The 14,461-nt window shown below is 66.7% G+C and carries 12 protein-coding genes; 1 reads left to right on the top strand and 11 read right to left on the bottom strand.

Annotated elements, in window-relative coordinates; all coding sequences use genetic code 11:
* Positions 1-84 precede the first annotated feature (84 nt).
* From mnhG to ACX3O0_RS01060, 11 genes are all read right to left on the bottom strand, one after another.
* Entirely contained in the window at positions 85-453 is a 369-nt protein-coding gene (gene mnhG, locus ACX3O0_RS01110) for a monovalent cation/H(+) antiporter subunit G (protein WP_459090234.1), read from the bottom strand.
* The gene (locus ACX3O0_RS01105; protein ID WP_459090232.1) at positions 450-764 is read right to left on the bottom strand and encodes a monovalent cation/H+ antiporter complex subunit F; all 315 of its coding nucleotides are present in this window, start codon (positions 762-764) and stop codon (positions 450-452) included. Before ACX3O0_RS01105 ends, mnhG begins: the two co-directional genes overlap by 4 nt.
* Positions 761-1,324 (bottom strand): Na+/H+ antiporter subunit E, encoded by a 564-nt coding sequence (locus ACX3O0_RS01100; RefSeq protein ID WP_459106484.1) that lies wholly within the window; start codon positions 1,322-1,324, stop codon positions 761-763. Before ACX3O0_RS01100 ends, ACX3O0_RS01105 begins: the two co-directional genes overlap by 4 nt.
* Positions 1,324-2,883: a Na+/H+ antiporter subunit D gene (locus ACX3O0_RS01095; protein WP_459090228.1), complete on the bottom strand. Its 1,560-nt coding sequence runs from the start codon at positions 2,881-2,883 to the stop codon at positions 1,324-1,326. The genes ACX3O0_RS01100 and ACX3O0_RS01095 overlap by 1 nt, the downstream gene beginning before the upstream one ends.
* The gene (locus tag ACX3O0_RS01090) at positions 2,880-3,347 is read right to left on the bottom strand and encodes a Na(+)/H(+) antiporter subunit C (protein ID WP_459106483.1); all 468 of its coding nucleotides are present in this window, start codon (positions 3,345-3,347) and stop codon (positions 2,880-2,882) included. Before ACX3O0_RS01090 ends, ACX3O0_RS01095 begins: the two co-directional genes overlap by 4 nt.
* Positions 3,344-6,289, bottom strand: a complete 2,946-nt coding sequence (locus ACX3O0_RS01085; protein ID WP_459090224.1) for a Na+/H+ antiporter subunit A — start codon at positions 6,287-6,289, stop codon at positions 3,344-3,346. The genes ACX3O0_RS01090 and ACX3O0_RS01085 overlap by 4 nt, the downstream gene beginning before the upstream one ends.
* Before the next feature lie 99 nt (positions 6,290-6,388).
* Positions 6,389-7,147 carry a trehalose-phosphatase gene (gene otsB / locus ACX3O0_RS01080; protein WP_459106482.1) on the bottom strand — a complete coding sequence of 253 codons (759 nt, stop codon included), beginning with the start codon at positions 7,145-7,147 and terminating at the stop codon, positions 6,389-6,391.
* Positions 7,140-8,627: an alpha,alpha-trehalose-phosphate synthase (UDP-forming) gene (locus ACX3O0_RS01075; RefSeq protein ID WP_459090220.1), complete on the bottom strand. Its 1,488-nt coding sequence runs from the start codon at positions 8,625-8,627 to the stop codon at positions 7,140-7,142. The genes otsB and ACX3O0_RS01075 overlap by 8 nt, the downstream gene beginning before the upstream one ends.
* Before the next feature lie 86 nt (positions 8,628-8,713).
* The gene (locus ACX3O0_RS01070) at positions 8,714-10,588 is read right to left on the bottom strand and encodes a YhgE/Pip family protein (protein ID WP_459106481.1); all 1,875 of its coding nucleotides are present in this window, start codon (positions 10,586-10,588) and stop codon (positions 8,714-8,716) included.
* Positions 10,585-13,548 carry an MMPL family transporter gene (locus tag ACX3O0_RS01065; RefSeq protein WP_459090216.1) on the bottom strand — a complete coding sequence of 988 codons (2,964 nt, stop codon included), beginning with the start codon at positions 13,546-13,548 and terminating at the stop codon, positions 10,585-10,587. Before ACX3O0_RS01065 ends, ACX3O0_RS01070 begins: the two co-directional genes overlap by 4 nt.
* A 2-nt stretch (positions 13,549-13,550) precedes the next feature.
* Positions 13,551-14,120, bottom strand: a complete 570-nt coding sequence (locus ACX3O0_RS01060) for a TetR/AcrR family transcriptional regulator (protein WP_459090214.1) — start codon at positions 14,118-14,120, stop codon at positions 13,551-13,553.
* Positions 14,121-14,267: 147 nt separating this feature from the next.
* Here ACX3O0_RS01060 and ACX3O0_RS01055 point away from each other — a divergent pair, with 147 nt between their 5' ends.
* The gene (locus ACX3O0_RS01055; RefSeq protein ID WP_459090212.1) at positions 14,268-14,459 is read left to right on the top strand and encodes a hypothetical protein; all 192 of its coding nucleotides are present in this window, start codon (positions 14,268-14,270) and stop codon (positions 14,457-14,459) included.
* Positions 14,460-14,461: the final 2 nt, after the last annotated feature.

The raw sequence follows: 14,461 nt of genomic DNA, 5'->3' as shown, positions 1-14,461 counted from the left end.
CCGAAAAAACTCCTCCTTTACCTGCTGATGTCAGAAAAGCTCTCTCATTTGCGGCGAGGAAGGGAGCAGGAACAGCAGGCGCGGCTAGGGCGACGGGCGCTCGGACTGGGCCTCGTCGATGGCCTCTTCGAGTTCATCGGCCAGCAGGTAGTCCGGGTTCACATTGCCTGCGCGGTACGCGGCGCGTCCGATCATGTGTGCGGAGATCGGCGCGGTCAGCATCTGGAAGATGAGAACGGGAATGAGCGTGGCCACCGTCAGCCAGCTGCGATCCGAGATGGCGACCGCCAGCAACACGAAGATCAGGCCGACCATCTGGGGCTTGGTTGCCGCGTGCATCCGTGACAGGGCGTCCGGGAAGCGGATGAGCCCGATCCCAGCCGCGACCGACAGCAACGCACCCACCAGCAGGCAGCTGGCGGCAACCAGGTCGAGTATTGCGTCGGGGCTCATTGCGCCTTCCTCCGCTTCTTCGCCGGCTTGACGGGCACGGTCGGCTTCCCGCCACCCTGCTTCGACACGTAGCGTGCCACCGACATGCTGGCGAACACGGCGGTCACGGCCAGCACGACCATGATCGGGATAGTGCGCGTGTGGTTGTGGTAGACCATTTCGGCACCGAGCACCAGGATGAGCGTGGTCACCAGCATGTCGGATGCGATCATCCGGTCGAGGATGGAAGGCCCCCGCACGATGCGGTAAACGGATGCGCCTGCGGCGGCAGCCAGCAGCACGCCGACGGCGACCAGGATCAGGTCGGTCATTTCTTCGTCGCCTCCTCGCGCTCGATGAGGTCGTACTCCTCGCGGGAACCGAGCGCCCTGACGATGCGCCGCTCGACCGCGAGCACACTGGCCCTGGCCTCTTCGACGTCCTCCAGGGTGTCGGTGTCGAGCACGTGCACGTACAGCACCGCTCTGAGGCGATCAGCTTCGACGACGAGCGAGCCCGGCACCAGGGAGATGGCGATCGAGACGAACGTCATGATCAGGTCTGATCTGCTCCGCAGTCGCACGGCGACGACGGAGCTGTGCGGAATTTTCCGCGGGTCGATGGCGATCCACGCCACCTGAACGGATGCCCGGAACAGGTCGTAGGTGAAATGAGCCGCAAAGACGAGGGCCCACCACGGGTTGAACCGGCCGGACAGCCTGACCGGCGGCAGGTAGAACACCCGGGTGACCAGGAGCGCGATGATGACCCCGGTCAGCAGGGTCAGCCAGGTGAACGATCCCCACAGCAATCCCCACAGCACGACCAGCCACACCAGCATGGGAATCTGGTGCAGGAGTACCCTGCGCAACCGTGCCCGGTTCTCCGCCATCACTCCACCCCCTCGGGGAAGACGAGGTCAATATAGTTGTTCGGCCCGTTCAGGTTCTCTCCTGCCCGGGAGCTGAGCCCGTAGAGCGGCCCGGCGAAGACGGTCAGCGCGACACTCAGTGCGACCATGCCGGCTGTTGCCGCCACCATCAGCGTCGGCGTGCTCTTCGCCTCGATGTCGCTGTTCTCGCCGGGGGCTTCACTGAGTTGCTCCAGCAGGCGGGACTCGTACTGCTCCACCTCGTCCGCCGGGCGCCAGAACGCCATGTTCCAGACCCGGGCAAGGGCGTAGAGGGTGAGCAGCGAGGTGAGCGCGCCGGCCCCCATGACCGTGTAGACCAGCCAGCCGGCGTCCTCCGCTGCGGCGTTGAACAGTGCCAGCTTGCCGAGGAAACCGGAGAACGGCGGTATTCCGCCGAGGTTCAGGGCGGGGATGAAGTACAGCACGGCGATGACCGGCGCCGCGGCGAGCAGCCCGCCGATCCGGTTGATGGAGGTGCTCCCGCTCTGGCGCTCGATCAGGCCGGCGGTGAGGAAGAGGGTCGTCTGCACGATGATGTGATGCACGATGTAGAAAATCGTGGCGTTCAGTCCGGCCACTGTCCCCATCGCGATCCCGAAGATCATGTACCCGATGTGGCTGACCAGGGTGAACGAGAGCAGCCTCTTGATGTCGGCCTGGGCGACGGCACCGAGGATGCCGACGATCATGGTGAGCAACGCGACGATGAGTAACGCATCGCCGAGCTGGTTTCCGGGGAACAGGATCGTCTCGGTGCGGATGATCGCATACACGCCGACCTTCGTCAGCAACCCGGCGAAGACCGCCGTGACCGGTGCCGGGGCCGTCGGGTAGGAGTCCGGAAGCCAGAACGACAGCGGAAACACGGCCGCCTTGATGCCGAAGGCGATCAGCAGCATCACGTGCAGGGTGAGCTGCACGCTGGGGTCGATCTCGGCCATCCGCACCGAGATCTGTGCGATATTGACGGTTCCGAGGGCACCGTAGATCATCGCGATCGAGGCCAGGAACAGCAGCGACGACACCAGGCTCACCACGATGTAGGTGACGCCGGCGCGGATGCGTGGACCGGTTCCTCCCATGGTCATCAGCACGTAGGAGGCGACCAGCAGGATCTCGAACCCGATGTACAGGTTGAAGAGGTCCCCGGCGATGAACGCGTTGAAGACTCCGGCGGCCAGCACCATGTAAGTGGGGTGGTAGATCGACACCGGCGTCTCGCTGTCGCCGTCCGCCATACCCTGGCCGACCGAGAACAACAGCACCGCGAGGAGCACAGCAGCCGAGACGATGAGCATCAGCGCGGTGAGCCGGTCGACGACGAGCACGATGCCGACCGGTGCCGCCCAGCCGCCGACCTCCATGACCAGCGGTCCGGTGGCATCCACGTCGATCAGCAGGAAGATGCTGACCACCATCACGGCGACAAGCGCGACGACCGTGACCAGCACCTGCAGCAGTTGACGACGGCCGGCGATGAGGGCGCCGGCCGCACCGATCAGGGGCAGCATGACGACGAGCGGGATGAGGGCGGTCACTCTTCCTCCCCCGTCTCTCCCAGTTCCTGCGCGGCGGACAGCTCGTCCAGGTGGTCCACCTCGGTGTCGAGCGGGTCCGGATGCTGCAGCTCTTCTTCGACTGCGGCGTCGCGCTCCGCGATCGCAAGGTCTTCCGGGTCGTCTTCGAGTTCATCCGCCCGCGACAGCCGCCATGAACGGTAGATCAGCGCCAGCAGGAACGCGGTCACCCCGAAGGTGATCACGATCGCGGTGAGGATGAAAGCCTGCGGCAGCGGGTCGTTGAACTCGTCGACGGATGCTCCGCCGCCCAGGATCGGCGCCAGTCCGCGCCGACCGCCCATTATCAGGATCAGGATGTTGGTCGCGTTGCCGACCAGCAGGAAGCCGAGCACCACCCGGGTCATGCTGCGTTCGATCATCAGGTAGACGCCGCTGGCGTACATGACGGCCATCAGGATGACCAGGAGCAGGGTGACGCTCATCCGGTCACCTTCTCGCCGACTGCGTCGTGGAGGCGTTCATTCGGGGTGTTCGGGTCTTCGTCCTCCTGCTGGCGGTCGACTTCGCCGCCAAGGCTTCGCAGCACGTCGAGCACGAGGCCGATGACGATCAGGTAGACGCCGATGTCGAAGATCGTCGATGTGACGAATTCGACGTGGCCGAGTGCCCACACTTCAGCTTCGATCCAGGTGGAGGTCAGGGCGTCGGCGCCGAAGAACAGCGGGACAAGGGCGGTGCCGACGGCGAGAACCAGTCCGGTGCCCAGCAGCTTTCCGGCGTCGATGGTCACGGCGGCGCCCAGTTCGTAGCGCCCGCCGGCCAGGTACCGGGCGACCAGCGCCATGCCGGCAACCAGACCAGCCGCGAAGCCTCCACCCGGCGCGTTGTGACCGGTGAACAGCACGAAGAGCGACACCACGATGATCGAGTGGAAGAGCAACCGGACCGTCACTTCGAGCAGGATCGAGCGGTTCTCCGGGGCGAGGGTGCGCCCGGCGAGCAGCCAGGCGAGTCGTGTCTCCTCGGTCTCATTCTCCCCGAGCTGCCTGCCGCGCGGCCGTGCCGGTTCTGTCACCGGGCGCTGGCGTGAGAGGAACCCCTGTCGTCCAGTCAGCTTGGTCGGCCGGGGCAGGTCGTCGATGCGCCGGTCGAGGAAGATCAGGCTCGCAACGCCGGTCGCCGCCACGATGATGACCGACAGTTCGCCCATGGTGTCCCAGCCGCGGATGTCGACCAGGGTGACATTGACCACGTTCTTGCCGTGCCCGCCCTCGTACGCCAGCGACGCCAGGTCGAGAGAGATCGGGTCGGCGATGCGGGAACCGAGCGCGATGATGGCGACCAGCGCCATGGTGACACCGACTCCGACTGCCAGGAGAACGCGCAGCCAACTGCGGCTGCGGCGCGGATGGGCGACTCCGATGCGCTGCGGCAGCCGGCGCAGCACCAGCACGAACGCGACCAGGGTGACGGTCTCGACGAGCACCTGCGTGAAGGCGAGGTCTGGCGCGCCCTGCAGCGCGAACAGGGCAGCCATGCCGTAGCCGGTCACTCCCACCAGCACGACCGCGGTGAACCGCTTGGTGGCTCGCACCGCGGCGATTGCGGCGACCGCCATGAGCACGGCGATGGCGAGCTGCCCGGGGAAATCCCACCAGAGGAACTCGGTCGGCCACGGCTGGTCGATGGTGAGTGTCGCGCCCACCGCGAGCACCATCACCAGCAGGATGACACCCAGGTAGAACGGCAGCGAACCGCGCTGGGTGGTCGCCGTGACGCGTGCGGCCGTGCGATCGATGAGCCGCATGCCCTTCCAGTAGCCGTCCGCGGCGTTGATGAGTGACGGCACCCGGTTCTGCAGTGCCAGCACCCGGCTGCGCAGGAAGAACATGACCAGGCCGAGCGCCAGGGTGCCCGCGGAGATGAATAGCGCAGGCTCCAGCCCGTGCCACAACGCCAGGTGGTAGTCCTCGTGGCCTGCGGCACTCGGGAAGCCCTGGGAATATCCACTGAGCCATCCGCCCACCACCGGGGAAATCACCCCGAGCGCCAAGCCGCCCACCGCCAGGACCGCCGGCGATGTCAGGATGCCCGGCCGGTCATCCGCCACTGTCGTCTGCTCGACGTCCGGCTTGCGGAAGAAGGCACCCCAGAGAAAACGTGCGCTGTAGGCGGTCGTGAAAACCGACCCGACCGCAACGCCGACCAGGGCAACGACGCCGATGCCGGTTCCCGATTGGAGCAGTGCGGTGAACACGGCCTCCTTGGCAACAAAGCCGAACGCGGGTGGCAGGCCGACCATCGAGATCACGGCGATGGTGGTGATCGTCGCCACTGCCGGCGAGCGCCTGCCGAACCCGCTCAGCTTGCGCAGGTCGCGCGTGCCGGTGCGGTGGTCGATGATCCCGACGATGAGGAACAGGGCCGACTTGAACAAGGCGTGGGCGATGATGAGGGCGATCCCGGCGAGCGCTGCGTCCCGGCCCCCGAACCCGATGATGACGGTGAGGAACCCGAGCTGACTGACCGTGCCATAGGCCAGGAGGAGTTTCAGGTCGTGCTGACGGATGGCCCGCCAGCCCCCGACGAGCATGGTGAACACGCCGACAATCACGAGGGTTTCGCGCCAGCCGGGGATGTCGGCAAACCCGGGGGCGAGCGCAGCGACAAGGTACACACCCGCCTTCACCATGGCAGCGGCGTGAAGGTAGGCGCTGACCGGGGTCGGTGCCGCCATCGCCGCGGGAAGCCAGAAGTGGAATGGCACCAGAGCGGACTTCGACAGCGCACCGACCAGGATGAGGAAGATCGCGGTGGCCACGACCGCACCGTTGGGCGGGTCACGAACAATGGCGGTGAGGCTGGTGGTACCAGCCTCCACCGAGAGCAGGACCAGGCCGACCAGCATGGCGAGCGCCCCTGCCGTGGTCACCAGCAGGGCCTGGAGCGCTGCACCACGGCTCGACTTGCGGTCGGTGTAGTGCCCGATGAGCAGGTAGGAGAACACCGTGGTTGCTTCCCAGAAGATGTACAGCAGGAAGACGTCGTCCGCGATCACCAGCCCATACATCGCGCCCGCGAACGCGAGGAAGATACCGGCGAAGCGACCGAGTGCAGGCTCGGATACCGAGAAGTACCTCGCGCAATAGATGAGCACCAACGCACCCACCCCGAGCACGATCAGGCTCATCACCCAGGAGAGCACGTCGAGGCGAACGCTGAGCGAAAGCCCGATTTCCGGGACCCAGCTGTACGACTCGCTCAGGATATTGCCGCCCAGCACCTCCGCCGACCCGGCCAGCGTCTGCGCGACCCCGAAAGCAGGAACCAGTGCGAGCAGGTAGAACACTCGGGTACCCAGCCACTTCGTGAGTACCGGCGCCAGAACTGAGGCCGCTACGAAGACGGACAGGGCGGTGAGCACGTGACCTCCGTCGTCTCGGCGGGCGGCGCGCGTACGAATTAACGTGAGCGGCTACTGGGTAGGCCAATTCTACCTGCGCGCCCGGGCTGGAATTACGGGCTAGACGCCGCGCCGCCTGTCCGCAAGCTCTTGCAGCACCTGTGCCACTTCGGGGAGGCCCGGAACGCTGAAGGTCGCATTCGTCGGGCCGGTTCCGCATTTAAGCCCGAGATCCTGCCCCGTCAACACCGCGAAAGCGTCCTCGTCGGTCACGTCATCTCCGGCGAAGAACACCGCCGTCGCACCGGAATGTTCGCGCAGCCGCTCGAGCGCGTCACCCTTGTTCGTCGATCGAACCGAGAACTCGAGAACATTGCTTCCGCGCCGGGTGGTCAGGTCCCCCAGGCTGGCGACAGCGGCCAGGGCGTGGCTGGTGGCCGATACGGCGTCATCAGCGGATGCGAGGCGGGTGTGCAGGGCGAAACCGGCCGGCTTAACCTCCACCCACACCCCGTCGAATCTGTCGGCGACCGCCTGCAGGGCCTCCCCCAGCCGACCGACGCGCCCCGTCTCATCCGCCGTCAACGTCAGTGACGGTTCAGAATCGAGCCTCACCTCGACACCGTGCGAGCCGCTGAGGAGCACACCGTCCGGCGCTTCGGAAACCTCGACCAGGCTGGCCATTGCCCGCCCCGAGATCAACGCGACGCGGGTTCTCGGCGCCTCCAGGAGCGCGAGGATCGCCTCCCTCGCCTCGGGGAGCGCACGCGCATCCGCCGGATCATCGACGAGCGGCGCCAGCGTGCCATCGAAGTCGAGGGCGACCAGCAGCGTCTCCGTACCGGCGAGGTCGGCGATCGCTTCAGTCAGCTCAGACACCGCGAGCGCCACCCAGCACCGCCAGGAACTCGGACGACCACTTGGCGACGTCGTTGTCCATCACCCGTTTGCGCAGGGAACGCATCCGCTGCCTGCGGTCGGCCGCCGGCATCTCGACGGCGCGCACGATACTGCGCTTCAGCCCGTCGATGTCGTGCGGGTTCACCAGCAGCGCCCGCTTCAGCTCATCGGATGCTCCCGCGAACTCACTGAGCACCAGCACACCGTCGTCGTCGATTCGGCTGGCGACATACTCCTTCGCGACCAGGTTCATGCCATCGCGGAGGGCGGTGACCAGCATGACGTCCGCCGCCAGGTAGAGCGCGACCATCTCTTCGCGTCCGAAACTCGTGTGGTGATAGCTGATCGGATTGTGGGCGATTGTCGCGTGATCACCGTTGATCCTGCCGACCATGAGCTCGATCTCATCCCGCAACTCCATGTAGGTGAGCACGCGTTCCCGGCTGGGGCTGGCGACCTGCACCAGGGTGACCTCGCCGACGGTCAGTTTCTCCTCCGCCAGCAGCTCACCGAACGCCTTGAGCCGGTGTCCGATGCCCTTGGTGTAGTCGAGGCGGTCAACGCCCAGGATGATCGTTTTCGGGTTACCCAGGTCGCGGCGGATCTGGCGGGCGCGCGCCTGGATCTCCGGTGTGCGGGCGAGTTCGGCATAACTGTGCGAGTCGATGGAGATCGGGAACGGCTTGGCCACGACCTTCCGGAATGGCTTGCCTTCCGGAATAGGACCGAAGGCGCGCACTCCGACCGACTCGTCGATCAGCGGAACATCGACCTGGGTGCCCTTGGTAGGAAAGCCCTTCAGCCGCCGAACAGCCTGCGTGAAGTTGTTGGCGTCCGCGGTGCGCTGGAAACCTATCACATCCGCGCCGAGCAGGCCCTCGATGATCGGGGTACGCCAGGGCAGTTGCGAGTAGATGCCGTACGGCGGGAACGGGATGTGATTGAAGAACCCGATGGTGAGGTCTGGGCGGGCCTCCCGTAGCATCTTCGGCACCAACTGCAGTTGGTAGTCCTGTACCCAGACGGTCGCGCCGTCCTCGCTGGCGGCCGCGGCGGCATCCGCAAACCGCTTGTTGACCTTCACGTAGCTGTCCCACCACTCCCGGTGGTAGGTCGGCGGCGCGATGACATCGTGGTACAACGGCCACAGGGTGCCGTTCGAGAATCCCTCGTAGTACGCCTCGATCTCGCCCTCGCTGAGCGCAACCGGCACGATGCGGATGCCCTCGCTGTCGAAAGCTTCGAGTTCGACACCGGCCTGCCCAGCCCAGCCGACCCAAGCACCGTCGTTGCCGCGCATCACAGGCTCGAGCGCGGTCACCAGGCCGCCCGGCGAATGCTTCCAGCGCGACGTGCCGTCAGGGTCGGTCACCCGGTCAACCGGCAGTCGGTTGGAAACGACGACGAACGAATGTTTCTCGTCGCTCGCTGGGGCCTTCTTCTGACTTCGTGCTGGCATGGAGCGGGGGCTTCCGTTCTCTTGGATGACGATGCGCTGGCCTCACTCAAGGCTACCCGTGCCCGCAGCCGGCGCTGGTTGCCGGCTCAGGCGGTGGCCAGCTGCATCGCTGTCGTCCTCCTGCCGCGACGGATGGCGACCAGCGCCAGGAGGGCACTGATCGTGCCGAACGCGGCGAGCGCGAGGCCCGCCCCGAGCACCGGCGCGACGCCTCCGGCGGCGATGATCGCCTGCATGCCGTCAACGGCATAGGTCAGCGGAAGCAGCGGGCTGACCCACTGGAACGGTGCCGACAGCAGCTCGATCGGGTACAGGCCACCGGTCGCGGTGACCTGCACGGCAATGGCGAACAACGAGATCACCAGGCCGGCGCGCCCCAACACCGACACGAGCAGGTGATGGAACGCGGTGAAGGCCACGGCCGTGATGGCGGCGAAGGCCAGGGTCGCCGGCAGCAGCGACCAGGCGACGCCGAGCCCGACGTGCAGCAGCGCGACCAGCACCGCCGCTTGGGCGAGCGCGATCAGGCTGGTGCGCCGGAGGGTGTCCAGCAGCAGGCGGCCGGAGCGCGCCGTCGACGCGAGCACCCGGGCGGACAGCCGGCGTTCGATGAGGAAGATCGCCAGCGCGCCGATCCACAGGCCGAGAGGCACCAGGAAGGCGGCCAGCGCCTGGGTCGTCTCGGCCACCTCGTTGTCGCGGGTCACGTCCACGCCGACCGGGTCGGCAGCCAGCTTGGCGGATGCTTCGCGCTGGCCGTCGTCCATGGCCGGCACCTGCGCGGCTCCGCTTTCCAGCCCGGTCGCGAGTTCGCCGGCACCGGTCGCCAACTGGTCGGCTCCGGCTGCGGCCGAGTCGGCACCGATGGCCAGCCCGCCGACACCGCTGGCGATCGAGGCTGCGCCGGAGCGCAAGCCGGCCGAGCCACCGGCGAGCTGAGCGGCCGCGGATGCGCTCTGGCTGATGCCACTCTGCACTCCGTCGATGCCGCCGCTGACCTGTTGGGCCAGCGGAGGGCCGCTTGCCGCAGTGGTGGACAGCTCTCCCGAAAGGAAACCCAGGGTGCCTAGCGCGGCGCGAGCGTCGAGCGCCTCCTGGTTCGTGGGGTCTGCCGAAAGGATGGCGTCGATGGAAGCCGTAGCCGCGACTACCTGGCCGGCGATTCCATCGCTCAGTTGCTTGACACCGGAGGTGTAACTGCGCACTCCGGCTGACAGCTGGTCGAGGCCGGACGTACCGTCGCGCAGCGTTCCGAGCCCGCCGGCCAGTTGGTCAACTCCCCCAGTGTATTTCGACACCCCGGCGGCGAAGTCGGTAGCGCCGGCTCCTGCTGATGCGGCGCCGTTCGCGAGTTCGGAAAGGCCGCCACTCAAGCCGGCCGCTCCCTCGGAAAGCTGGCCGGCACCATCCGCTGCCTCCCCGAGCGCGAAGCCCAGCTCGCCCATTCCGGAAGTGATGCCGCCGATGTACTGGGCGGTGATCTCGGTGCCGAATGCGTCGGCCATGCCGGTTCCCACCGACTCGGACAGCACACCGGTGAGGTAGCTGTGGGCGTCGTCAGTCCTGATGCCGAGAACGGCCTTCTTCGGGCTGTCGCCTGACAGCGACAGGATCGAGGCCGAGAAGTCGGAGGGAATGGTGAGGATGGCATGCACCTTCCCGTCGATGAGCGCCTGTTCTGCGTCGTCGCTGTTGCTGATCGTCCAGTCGAACGAGTCGTCCGCGATGAGCTCGGTGACCAATTGGCGCCCGGCGAAGATCGGAATCTCGCTGCCGTCCGCGGCGGTCTGGTAGATCAATTCGTCCTGGTTGACCAGCGCGGCCGGGATGTTGCCTGCTGTGTCGTCGGAGTTCGCAATCGCACCGACGAACAGTCCGGCGAAGGCGAGGGGCACCAGGATGACCGCGCCGATGGCGGCCGGGCGCAGCCAGCGGCGGCCTGCGGTTGTTCGGGCGCTCATCGGAGCACTTCCCTTCTGTCGATGCTGCTGGTTTCGCTGGCGCTCAGCGCTGTGTCTTCGAGCGCTGTGTCTTCGAGCGCTGTGTCTCCGACTGCCGCTGTGGCTTCAACCGCATCGACGTCGATCGTGATGACGGGGCGTCCGACGATCAGCGGTGTCGTCGGGCGATGCGGTACACCGGTGACGATGGTCACCCGCGGGCCGGCCAGCAGCACAGCGGCCGTGATCAGTTGATCGGTTCCGGCGAAGTCGTCCGGCTGGTCGATAGAAACCACGGGTGTTCCCTCCGCGACTGCCGCCGCCACCAGCACGGTGGCCGACTCGAGGGCGTTCAGCGTCGCCATCGGCGTTCCGGCCTCGATGCGGGAAACGGCGGCACCCACGTCGGCGAGCGCAGCATTGATGGCGTGCACCCAGGAGTCAGCGTTTGCCGCGCCGCGTCGGCGGACGCCGGTCACGCGCATCCGCTCGCCCAGGAGTTGGCCGACCGTCAGCCCGTCGGCGACCCCGCTAACCTCGGTCATGGCCACGATCCGCCTCACCCGCGAGCCTTCGGATGGCAGCGGATGCCCGCCCACCTGGGCGCGGCCGGACACTGGGTCGAGGCGTCCGGCAAGCGTCGCCCCGAGCATCCGTCGCCGTGAGCGGTCGCCGATGAGCATCAAGAGAGAACCGGCCACGACCGTCACGGAGAAGGGGCCTGCTGACATTGTGGGAGTCCCGACGACCAGGTCGTCCGTGCTGATGACGGCGCGCTGCTGGTCATCCGCCCAGCCGACAGCCTCCCGATGCTCGCGGAGCTTCTCACCCTCGACGTCGGCGTGCGGCAGCAGACGGGCCAGCCAGGCCGGCATCCACCAGGCGGCGCGGCCGAACAGCGTCATCAGGGCGGGCACCAGCGTCATCCGCACAAGGAAGGCATCGAGCGCGATGCCGACCGCGAGCCCGAGGGCGATCGGCTTGATCATCCCCGCACCCTCCGGAACGAACGCGAAGAAGACGAAGAACATGATGAGCGCCGCCGCGGTGACCACTCGTGCGCCGTTGGTGAAGCCCCGTTCGACAGCGAACCGGGCGTTCCCGGTACGCACGAACTCCTCCCGCATCCCGGACACCAGGAACACCTGGTAGTCCATAGCCAGACCGAACAGCACCGCCATCAGGATGATCGGCATGAAACTCAGGATCGGTCCCGGCTGCTCGACGTGGATGAGCTCGGCGAACCAACCCCACTGGAAGACCGCGACGACCACGCCGAAGGATGCGACCACTGACAGCAGGAACCCGAGCGCCGCCTTGACCGGCACCAGCACCGACCGGAACACCATCATCAACAGCACGATCGACAGGCCGACCACGATGAGGCCGAACGGGATGAGGGCATCCGTCAACCGCTTGGAGATGTCGATGCCGATCGCGGTGTAGCCGGTGACGGAGACGGGCGTGTCGTACTCCGCTTCGAGCTCGGGGGCGAGGTCGCGGATCGACTGCACCAGCACCTTGGTCTCGGCCGAGTCGGGCACACTGTCGGGCACCACCTGGATGATGGCGGTGTCGAGGCCTTCGTCCGGGATGCCCTGACTGACTTCTGCGACGTTGTCCAGGGTTTCGAGCTCGCCCGCGATGGCCTCCAGGTCGCCCAGGATGTCGGTCGTCTGCGTGATGTCGATCGCGACGACCAATGGACCGTTGTAGCCGGGCCCGAACCCTTCGGTGATGAGGTCGTAAGCCTTGCGCTGCGTCGAATCGACCGCCTCCGAGCCGTTGTCCGGCAGGTTGAGGTCGAGGCTCGCTGCGGGGATCGCGAGCACGCCGAGGATGATGATCACGGCGGCGGATGCCAGCAGCGGCACCTTCATGACAACGCGCACCCAGCGCCGGCCGAGCGACGGCTTGCCCGCCTCGTCCATGTTGGCGAGCGCACGCCGCTGCCCGCGTGAGCCTTCCTTCGGTGCCAGTCGGGCACCGGCGAGCCCGAGCAGCGCCGGCAGGAGCGTGGTGGCAACGCCGATGGCGATCAGCACGGCGAATGCCGCGCCGATTCCCATGATGCTGAGGAACGGGATGCCGACCACCAACAGCCCGAGAAGGGCGATGATTACGGTCACCCCGGCGAAAACCACGGCACTGCCTGCCGTGCCGACCGCCATGGCGGCGGACTCCTCCGGCTCTTCCCCCCGCGCGAGCTGGTCGCGGTGCCGCGACAGGATGAACAGCGCGTAGTCGATCCCGACGGCCAGGCCGATCATCAGCGCCAGCAGCGGCGCGGAATTGGAAACGGTCGTGAACGCGGAGACGCCGATGATCCCGCCGATGACGATTCCGACACCGACCAGGGCGCTCAGCAGGGGCATTCCGGCCGCCATCAGCGAGCCGAAGGTGATGACCAGCACCACGCCGGCGAACAGCACGCCGATCATCTCGGTGACGGTCACGCCGAAGGTGCTCTGCTGGAACACCTGCCCGCCGAACTCGATGTCGAGCCCTGCGTTCTCACCGATCGCGGCGGTGGCGGTCAGCCCCTGCAACTGGCCGTCCGTGACATCCGCTGAGCCGTGATCGAACTGGATCTGGGTCTTCGCGATCCGGCCATCGTCGCTGACCGCGGTTCCGGCGTACTCGTCGAAGGGGGTCAGCACGCTGTTGATGCCATCAATGCGGCGGATGTCCGCGGCCATCTCCTCGATCGCCTCGCGATACTCCGGATCGTCGACGGATGCGCCGGCCGGCGCGACGCTGACCACCTGGGCGCTGGCACCGGCCACCTGCGGGAACACCGATTCGAGTCGGTCGAGCGCGCTCTGCGACTCGGTGCCGGGGATGGCGAACGATTCCTGCATCTGGCCGCCCAGCGCGAACCCACCGCCGAGGATGGCGAGCAGTGCGAGCATCCAGGCGCCGATGACAAGCCAGGCACGACGGTAGGCGAACCGCCCGAGGCGGTAGAGGAGGGTGGCCACGGTTACTCCTGGGTTGCTTGTTTTGTTGCGACCGGAACCAGAAGCTCGGTCATGATGGTGACGAGGGCGACGCGGATCTCCTCGATGGGCGGCCCCGTGATCTCGAGGCTGCGCATAGTGCAGAGCATGTAGGCCGCGCCACCCAGGGCGATGCCGAAGCGCATCTGTTCCTCCGTGTCGGCAACCGCCGTCGAGAAGTACTCCGCCAGGCGCATGACGAGGGCGTTGGCCCGGTCGACCACGGGAACATCGACGAGCGATGGCCCCTGGTTGATGAACAGGTTCACCTCGAGGCGGTGCTCGAGCAGGAAGTCGACGAACCCGACGATGAACTCGCCGCGGCGTTCGGCGGTGAGGGGCTGCGCTGAGGTGGTGTCGAGGATGGCGCCCATCCGGTCGATTGCCGGGCCGATCGCCGCCTCGAGCAGTGCCTCCTTGGAGGCGTAGTGGTAGAGCACGCTCGACTTGGAGAGCCCCGCCAGTTCGGCGATGCGCGCCAGGGAGGTTCCGGCGTATCCAGCCGTGGCGAACTCGGCGAGTGCGATCGTCTTGAGGTCGGAGGCGCTGGACATGGAATCCACCATACCTGACCGATCGGTCAGGTTCTGACCGATCGGTCAGAATAGGGACGGTTTCACAGGGCTTCCTCAGCTTTCGGCACCACCGCACACGGGCGGGTACCGTTGACACGAACATTCCACCGGAAACCAGGAGGGCTCATGAGAAAGTTTCTGTTCAGTGGAACCGTGATCAGCGCTCTGTTCGGCGCGGGGACCGTGGTCAAGGCGACCAAACAGGGACCGCACGACTGGCGCTTGATCCTGATGTGGGTCGGCTGGGCATGCACGCTCGCCGTCGCCGTCGGCACGGTCGTCAAACAGGCCCAAACCGGCAACGAGATAAAGGAGTAGAC

The organism is Homoserinimonas sp. A447, assembly GCF_054489325.1.
This window is presented reverse-complemented; position numbering and strand designations above follow the sequence as displayed.